Genomic DNA, 6,972 nt, shown 5'->3' on the forward strand with positions numbered 1-6,972 from the left:
GGCCGGATGGACTACGTTTTCGATGGCGGCCCGGTCTCGGTATCAGACAACCGCCTCATCGCGTTTTGGGCCGGCATTCCCCACCCGACTGTAGCCCTGCACGACATCGGCGAAGGCAAGCAGCTCAATATCTACCTGCCGATGGACGCCTTCCTCGAAATGCCCCAGCTTGGCCGCCTCACCGAAACCCTGATGGGCGGCGGCGTCATCCAGCTCACCCCCGATTGCATCGGTCTTGAAACGCTCGAACGCTGGCACGGCGATTATCGCAGCGGCAATTCCCTGCGCACCGATCTCGTCCGCGCAGAAATCGCCACCATGTTCCGCCGCGCCGCCATCACCGGCTGGGACACGCTCCTGCCCGCCTGGCTCGAAAAGTCCGGCACCCGCACCCGCACTGCGACCCCGGTGCGCTACGTCGTCCGCATGGTCCGCCATATCGTTGAAAACATCACCGATCCTCTTTCAGCCGAAGATATCGCTAGGGTTGTCGGCCTCCACCCCAACTATGCGACCAACCTCTTCACCAAGGTCATGCACATCTCGGTGCAGAAATTCGTCACCCGCATGCGCCTCATCCGCGCCCGCAGCCTCCTCTTCGACGGCAGCCTTTCCATCGCCAACGTCGCCTTCCAATCTGGCTTCGTCAGCCAGACACAGTTCTATGAGCACTTCCGCAAGGCTTATGGCATGACGCCGAGCCAGATGCGCAAAGACACGATCGAGGGCTAGAGCAATGAGCTGGGACGCACTTTCTGCCTGGGGCGACAACGCCACCCGCATCGAAAGGCTGACCGGCGGCGTCGCTAACGACGTCTGGAGTCTCAGCATCGACGGCCAACTTGCCGTCGGCCGCCTTGGCAAGCGCAGCGATGCCGATCTCGCCTGGGAAGCGAACCTGTTGCAATACCTTGAGCACCACGGCCTCGCCGTCCCCGCCCCCGTCCCGGCCAAAGACGGCCGCCTCTTCGCCGGCGGCCTCACGGTCATGAAATACATGGAAGGCGGGCCGCCCCAGACCCATGCCGATTGGACCCGCGTCGCCGCAACCCTGCGTCAATTGCATCGCCTCACCGCCGGCTGGCCCCAACGCCCTGGCTGGCGCGGCTCGACCGATCTCCTCAAAGCCGACACCGGCACGCGGATCGACCTCACCGCCATGCCCGCCGAAGCCGTCGCCCGCTGCCGCGCAGCTTGGGCCAGGCTCGCCGGCCGCAAAACCTGCGCCGTCCACGGCAATCCCAACAGCCCCGCCAATGTCCGCATCACCGCCGACCGCGTGGCACTGATCGACTGGGACGAAGCCCATGTCGACGTCCCCGATCTCGACCTCGCCCTCCCCTTCAACGGCGCCGGCCTCGAAGGTATTTCCCGCGACACCGCCGAACAAGCCGCGGCCGCCTGGGAAGCCGCAGTCTGCTGGAAAGACGACTATGCCGAAAAGCGCCTCGCCGAGGTCAGACCCATCTAGTCCCGGTCCTGCCGCTGCCGAAACTGCTGCGGCGACAGTCCCATGAAGCGGCGGAACCGCTGCGAAAAATAGAACGGACTATCGAACCCGGCGCTCGCCGCGATTCTCTTGATCGGAAAGCTGGTCTGCCGCAGCAGGTCTACCGCCATCTGCATCCGCCGCGCCTCGATATGCCCCTGCAGCGTCTCGCCCGTTTCCGCCCGAAACAGATGCGCCAGCCGCGACGGCGAAAGCCCCACCGCCTCCGCCACGTCGTCCACCAGCAGCTTCTCCCCCAGCCGATCCCCGATGAACGCGACCGCCCGCCGGATGCGCTCATCTCCCGCCTGCGCCTCCCGCTTCGGACGATGCCCATCGAGCCCCAGCAGCAGCCCCTCCAGCGCATGAAAAGCCCGCGCCTCGCCGCGCGCCTCCTGGCTACTGCAAAGCTGGTGCACCGCCAGAAACTGCTCCGTCAGCTCCCCGCTCTCGATCCGCAGCCGCATCAACCCGTCGGCCTCCGCCGGCCAATCCAGCCATTCCAGCCAGTCCGGCCGCGGCTGAAAGTGCGCCCAGACCAGCTCCCACCGCCCCTCCGTCTCCTCCACCCCATAATCATGCGGCGCACCGGGCCGTAGCAGCACCCAGTCCCCGGGTTCGACAATCAGGTTGCCACCCGCATGCCCGAAGCGCCCGCTCCCGCCCGTCGTATGCACCAGCAGCCAATCGCCCACCCCGCGCCGCCGCACGGAGCGGTAGCCCGATGTTTCATGGAAATGCCCGGTAAGGAGCCGCCTCGTCGCCTGATACGGGTTCTCTGCAATTTCGCTCATAGCAGGATATTATATGCAACAGGCAGCATGTTCCATGGCCAACCGCTCTCCGATCTCCTAACTTGAAGCCAAAGGGGAGGACGAAATGACATACACCCATCTCAACGAGAAACAGGCGGCGCAGTTCGAGCGCGACGGCTTCCTCGCCATTCGCGGCCTGATCTCATCGGACGAAATCGCCGATATCCGCCAAACCTTCATGGACGCTGCCGCCAACGGTCCCGTGCCCGGCCTCTCCGACACCCCGCGCGGTAACACGCCCAACGATCCGCTCAGCCGCTACCCGCGCATGATGCACCCGCACAAGCACCCCGACAAAGCCGCCGGCCAGCTCGCCATGCGCTACATGCTCGATCCGCGCCTGAAACCCGTCCTCGCCGACCTCTTCGGCGAAGAGCCCCTTGCCTGCCAGTCCATGTTCTATTTCAAGCCGCCCGGCGCCCGCGGCCAGGACTTGCATCAGGACAATTTCTACCTGCGCGTAAAACCCGGCACCTGCATGGCCGCCTGGATCGCCGTCGACGATGCGGACGCCGACAATGGCGGCATGATGTGCGTCCCCCAGACCGCGATGCTCGACATCGCCTGCCCCGAACCGTCAGACCCGGCCCTGTTCTTCACCACCGAACATGTCGAACCGCCTCCGGGCCTCGAACCGCAAATGATGCAGCTCAAAGCCGGCGACGTGCTCTTCTTCAACGGCAGCGTCATCCACGGCTCGACGCCCAATACCAGCCCCGACCGCTTCCGCCGTTCGCTGATTTTCCACTACGTGCCCGCCAGCACCAAAGAGATCAGCCACTGGTACGAAGCCCTCAGCTTTGATGGCGACAAGCAGGACATCGCCATCAACATGGACGGCGGCCCCTGCGGCACCAACCAACCGGCCATGGGTCCACACTGAGACCTCACAATAGATCTCACCCTGAGCCTGTCGAAGGACGAAGTCATTGCACACCACTCCGCACAAAAAGAAATCCCCGCTCGCGCGGGGATTCAAACGTCAGTGCTCTTGGCTCAAGCCATTCGAGCACAGCTCTCATGGCCTTAAGCCCTAAAATCGCTCCACTGGAGCGATTTTGCCGTGAAGCAGCCGGACTTAAGTATTAAACTTGAACAGCATCACGTCGCCGTCTTTGACGACGTATTCCTTGCCTTCATCACGAGCCTTGCCCGCTTCCTTGGCCGCAACTTCGCCGCCGAGCGTCACGAAATCATCAAACCCGATTGTCTGCGCACGAATGAACCCGCGCTCGAAATCGGTATGGATGACACCCGCAGCCGCCGGAGCCTTGTCGCCCTTGTGGATGGTCCAGGCGCGCGTTTCCTTGGGGCCAACGGTAAAGTAGGTCTGCAGACCAAGGAGATCATAGGCCTCGCGGATCAGGCGGTTGAGGCCCGGCTCATGCAGCCCAAGCGACTCCAGATATTCGCTCTGCTCGGCATCAGGAAGCTGAGCCAGCTGGCTCTCGATTTCCGCCGAGATGATCACGACACCCGCGTCATTCGCCTTGGCATATTCCGCCACCTTGGCGCTCATCGCATTGCCGTTCTCGGCCGAACCTTCGTCCACGTTGCAAACATAGAGAACCGGCTTCGACGTCAGAAGCTGCAGTTCCTGGAAGGCCTTTTCTTCTTCGTTGGAACGCTCGACAAAGCGCGCCGACTTGCCATCACGCAGCAGCACCAGCGAGCGATCGATCAGCTCGAGCGTCAGCTTGGCATCCTTGTCATTGCCCTTGGCCTTCTTTTCCACGCCCGCACGGCGCTTCTCGAGGCTTTCGAGGTCGGCGAGCATCAGCTCGGTCTCGACCACTTCGGCGTCGGCCAGCGGGTCGACCTTGTTGGCAACGTGGATGATATTGCCGTCTTCAAAGCAGCGCAGCACATAGGCGATGGCGTCGCATTCGCGAATGTTCGCCAGAAACTGGTTGCCCAGCCCTTCGCCCTTCGATGCGCCCTTAACGAGGCCCGCGATATCAACAAAGCTCATGCGCGCCGGCAGGATCGTCGCCGATTTGCCGATCGTCGCCAGCTTCTGCAGCCGCCCATCGGGCACCGGCACATCGCCCACATTGGGCTCGATGGTGCAGAACGGGAAGTTAGCGGCAGCCGCCGCGGCGGTGCGGGTCAGCGCGTTAAAAAGCGTCGACTTGCCGACATTCGGCAGGCCGACGATGCCCATCTTAAAGCCCATGGGAAACTCCGGGAAATTGTTGGGGTTCAATTGGGTCGGTTTGGCCGGGATGTCAACCTAATCGCGCAGCGACGCCGCTCTGCGATCATCGCACGCCGCCATCTATCAGCAACCTTGAAGCCCCCCCTCACCGACCCGGCTACGCCGAGCCACCTCTCCCCGATGGGGAGAGGAATAGAGGAGGCCGCCGGACCATTCTTCTCCCCATCGGGGAGAAGGTGGCGCGAAGCGCCGGATGAGGGGGAAATCCGAGTGGGCACAACGCTCGGATGTCTCGTTCCCCTAGCTCAGCGTCTGCGCCATCAACACCGTAGCAAACACCACCAGCGCCACCGCCGTAATCCGCTCCACCCGAGCCGAAGTCAGCAGCCCCGCCGAACCCCGCTGCGCCAGCGCCCCCAGCACCATCCATCCGACCGCCGTCGTCACCACCAAAACCGCAAAAACCCCATCATAAGGCAGCCGCTCCACAAACCCGATCACCGGAAAGATCGCGAACGCAAAAACCAGCGCCTTGGGATTGAGCAGGGTCGTCACGAAGACCCGGCCCAGCGTAATCCCCCGCTGCCCCAGATCCGCATGCCCGGCATTGCGCCAGAGCTTCCACGCCGACCAATAGAGAAACGCCACGGCAACAAGCTTTGCCACCGTCCCCACCATCGGCTCTTTCGCCGCAACCGCTCCGACGATCTCGATCCAAACCGTGATCGCAATCGCATAGCCGCCGAGTTCACCAGCCAGCAGATGCAGCGACTTCCGCACCCCGCGCTGCGCACCACTGGCGGCCATAAGCGTGTTCGTCGGCCCCGGCGTAGCCAACAGGCCAAGCACGGCGAGAATAAAAGCAGTCCAGTCGCTCAACTCATACCCTGCACGATTTCGAGGAATTCTCGGTGCCCCAGCGCCTGATTGGCCGCCGCCCGATATTCCTGCACCAGCCCATCAAATGCCTGCTGCGCAAAGCGCCGCAGCTTTGGGTCGGCCTCCATTTCCTTACGCGCCAAGTTCTGGTCAAGCAGCCCGAGCCCGTTGAGCACCGGATAGTGCAACTGCGTCTCGATATGCGGCAGCCCGCCGAGATAATTCGGAAAATGCTCATGCCGCGGCATTTCCTTTTTCCAGCGCGCCAGCCGCTCCTGGGTCTCGGGGTGAATGCGATTGGCCCGCACTTCCCGCCAGAACGGCGTGTCGTCCCGCTCGGTCATGTAGTGCGTATTCACAAAGGTCCGGAAATCGTCGACCTGGCGCCCCACCCGCGCATTGTAGTCGTCCCGCGCCTTGTCAGTGATTTTCCCAGGCTCTTCCATATAGCGCTGCGCAAACAACATCATCTGCACAATCGTGCCATGGATCGAGGTGGATTCCAGAGGCTCGAGAAAACTCGAACTCAGCCCCACCGCCACACAATTCCCGATCCATGCCTTTTCCAGCCGCCCGATCTGGAACCGAATATCGCTGCGCACCTCAATCTCGTGGCCAAGCACACGCTCGACCTCTTCCTTCGCCTGCTCCGGCGTCGAAAACTCATCGGAATAGACATAGCCGCAGCCAAAGCGCGTCCGCGTCGGAATCTGCCACATCCAGCCCGCGCTCTGCGCCCAGGCCCGCGTGTAATTAGGCAGCTCCTCCCCGTCCTTTAGATCAATCCAGAACGGCAGCGCCCGATTGACCGGCAGCTCATGTGCATAGCTCTTCCAAGGCGCCTCCAGCGCCTTGACGATGATCTGCTTCCGAAACCCCGTCGCATCGATAAAGAAGTCACCCTCAAGCCGCGAATTATCGTCGAGCACCAGCGCCGAAATATCCCCGGTCTCGCCGTTACGCTCGACGCCCGCCACCAAGGCATCGACCTTCTCGACACCCTTGGATTTGCCGGCAAAAAACTTCCCCACCAGCGCCTGATCGAAATGAAACGCGTGGTGAAACGGCCCCAGCGCAATCAGCGACCCGTCGGGCTTCAGCGCATATGGCGCCTTCTTCTGCTCCAGCAGCGGCTGGAACATGTGCATCTCCTGCACCGCCCTGCCGGCCGCCACCGCGTAGACGTTGAGATAATCCGAAGGCGCCCCCGGCGGCGCCTTGATCACCTGGTGCGGATCATCGATAGGCCCATAGTAGGTATAGCCCTTCCGCCGCCAGTCCTCATGCCGAATGCCCAGCTTGAAACTCGCATCGGTCTTGCGGAAAAACTCGAACTCATCGATCCCAAAGTGCTTGAGCAGCACCCGGAAAGCTGCCGTCGTCGCCTCCCCCACGCCGACCGTGGGAATGCGCGAACTCTCGACCACCGAAATCCTGAAATCAAACCCACGCCGCCGCGCCTCATCCTGAATGATGAACGCCGCGATCCAGCCGGCCGTCCCCCCACCCACAATGACAAAATGTGCAGGCTTGCCCATGCGTTAGTCCTCCCCGAAGGCAGGCTATGTGGACCCATGATCGACGGCAAGCACTCCTGTGAAAACCGGATAAAATGTCTGCATAACCGATTG

General features: G+C 62.5%; 7 protein-coding genes. 3 read left to right on the forward strand and 4 right to left on the reverse strand.

What is annotated here, in order from left to right; all coding sequences use genetic code 11:
- Positions 1–732, forward strand: a 732-nt coding sequence (locus J0I64_RS21340) for a helix-turn-helix domain-containing protein (RefSeq protein ID WP_291412087.1), incomplete at its 5' end; no start/stop codon positions are given.
- A gap of 4 nt (positions 733–736) precedes the next feature.
- The gene (locus J0I64_RS21345; RefSeq protein WP_291412089.1) at positions 737–1,471 is read left to right on the forward strand and encodes a phosphotransferase; all 735 of its coding nucleotides are present in this window, start codon (positions 737–739) and stop codon (positions 1,469–1,471) included.
- Here J0I64_RS21345 and J0I64_RS21350 read toward each other — a convergent pair.
- Positions 1,468–2,283: a helix-turn-helix domain-containing protein gene (locus J0I64_RS21350; protein WP_291412091.1), complete on the reverse strand. Its 816-nt coding sequence runs from the start codon at positions 2,281–2,283 to the stop codon at positions 1,468–1,470. The genes J0I64_RS21345 and J0I64_RS21350 overlap by 4 nt on opposite strands.
- Positions 2,284–2,368: 85 nt before the next feature.
- Here J0I64_RS21350 and J0I64_RS21355 point away from each other — a divergent pair, with 85 nt between their 5' ends.
- Positions 2,369–3,187 carry a phytanoyl-CoA dioxygenase family protein gene (locus J0I64_RS21355; RefSeq protein WP_291412093.1) on the forward strand — a complete coding sequence of 273 codons (819 nt, stop codon included), beginning with the start codon at positions 2,369–2,371 and terminating at the stop codon, positions 3,185–3,187.
- A gap of 195 nt (positions 3,188–3,382) precedes the next feature.
- Here J0I64_RS21355 and ychF read toward each other — a convergent pair whose 3' ends face one another.
- The 3 genes from ychF to J0I64_RS21370 all read right to left on the reverse strand — a co-directional run bounded on the left by ychF (position 3,383) and on the right by J0I64_RS21370 (position 6,879).
- Entirely contained in the window at positions 3,383–4,480 is a 1,098-nt protein-coding gene (gene ychF / locus J0I64_RS21360) for a redox-regulated ATPase YchF (RefSeq protein ID WP_291412096.1), read from the reverse strand.
- Positions 4,481–4,762: 282 nt separating this feature from the next.
- Positions 4,763–5,341: a LysE family transporter gene (locus J0I64_RS21365; RefSeq protein WP_291412098.1), complete on the reverse strand. Its 579-nt coding sequence runs from the start codon at positions 5,339–5,341 to the stop codon at positions 4,763–4,765.
- Complete coding sequence (locus tag J0I64_RS21370) at positions 5,338–6,879, reverse strand: tryptophan halogenase family protein (RefSeq protein ID WP_291412100.1); 1,542 nt, start codon at positions 6,877–6,879, stop codon at positions 5,338–5,340. Before J0I64_RS21370 ends, J0I64_RS21365 begins: the two co-directional genes overlap by 4 nt.
- Between the last annotated feature and the right edge of the window lie 93 nt (positions 6,880–6,972).

The sequence above is a fragment of the Devosia sp. genome, assembly GCF_017307565.1.
GTDB lineage: Bacteria > Pseudomonadota > Alphaproteobacteria > Rhizobiales > Devosiaceae > Devosia.

Excerpts from the sequence above, each read along its gene's own strand:
- J0I64_RS21345 (WP_291412089.1), top strand. The coding sequence starts at position 737 with ATGAGCTGGGACGCACTTTCTGCCTGGGGCGACAACGCCACCCGCATC.
- J0I64_RS21350 (WP_291412091.1), bottom strand. The coding sequence starts at position 2,283 with ATGAGCGAAATTGCAGAGAACCCGTATCAGGCGACGAGGCGGCTCCTT.
- J0I64_RS21355 (WP_291412093.1), top strand. The coding sequence starts at position 2,369 with ATGACATACACCCATCTCAACGAGAAACAGGCGGCGCAGTTCGAGCGC.
- ychF (WP_291412096.1), bottom strand. The coding sequence starts at position 4,480 with ATGGGCTTTAAGATGGGCATCGTCGGCCTGCCGAATGTCGGCAAGTCG.
- J0I64_RS21370 (WP_291412100.1), bottom strand. The coding sequence starts at position 6,879 with ATGGGCAAGCCTGCACATTTTGTCATTGTGGGTGGGGGGACGGCCGGC.